General features: G+C 68.0%; 1 protein-coding gene. It reads left to right on the forward strand.

Going from position 1 to position 821, the window contains the following annotated elements:
- Positions 1–199: 199 nt before the first annotated feature.
- Positions 200–821: IS110 family transposase (locus tag IEZ21_RS46925; protein WP_189327918.1), on the forward strand; the 622-nt coding region annotated here is incomplete at its 3' end.

Below are 821 nucleotides of genomic sequence, written 5' to 3' on the forward strand. Positions count from 1 at the left end.
GGGACGCTGGAGGAGTTCGTTCCGGCCGAAACCGAGGCTTCTGTGATGCCGGTGAGCTCGCAGGTCAGCATGGTGCTGGGGGCCGTCCACGGGAACCGTGGAGTGTTGCTGTGAGCACGCGCGTCAGAATTCCTGTTCCACCCTGGCCCTCCCGGAACGGCGAATTGTCCGGCCGTTGGGTGAGGGAGGGAACAAGGCCATGGACGTGCTGCACGAACGCTGCGCCGGCCTGGACATCAGCAAGAAGGACGCCAAGGCATGCGTCCGCACCCCGAACACAAAGCGGCGGGGCTCGTTCACCACCCAGACCACAACCTGGGGCTCGACGACAAACGCGGTGCTCGCCCTGCGGGAGCACCTGCTCGCCGCCCAGGTCACCCTCGTCGTGATCGAGGCCACCAGCGACTACTGGAAGCCGTTCTACTACCTGCTGGCCGAGGATTTGAACGTGATCCTGGTCAACGCCCGGCAGGTCAAGAACCTGCCCGGCCGCAAGACGGACGTCTCGGACGCGGCCTGGCTGGCCCAGCTCGGCGCCCACGGCCTGGTCCGGCCCTCGTTCGTGCCGCCGCAGCCGGTCCGCGAACTGCGGGATCTGACCCGGGCCCGCACCCAGATGACCCGCGAGCGCGGGCAGATCGTGCAGCGGCTGGAGAAGCTGCTGGAGGACACCGGGATCAAACTCGCCGCGGTCGCCTCCGACCTCATGGGCGTCTCCGGCCGGGCCATGCTCGAAGCCCTCATCCGCGGGGAACGCGACCCGCAGGTCCTCGCGGACCTGGCCAAACGCAGGCTCCGCAACAAGATCCCCGAACTTACCG

Origin of the sequence: Streptomyces flaveus, assembly GCF_014647675.1 — a bacterium.
Lineage (GTDB): Bacteria > Actinomycetota > Actinomycetes > Streptomycetales > Streptomycetaceae > Streptomyces > Streptomyces flaveus.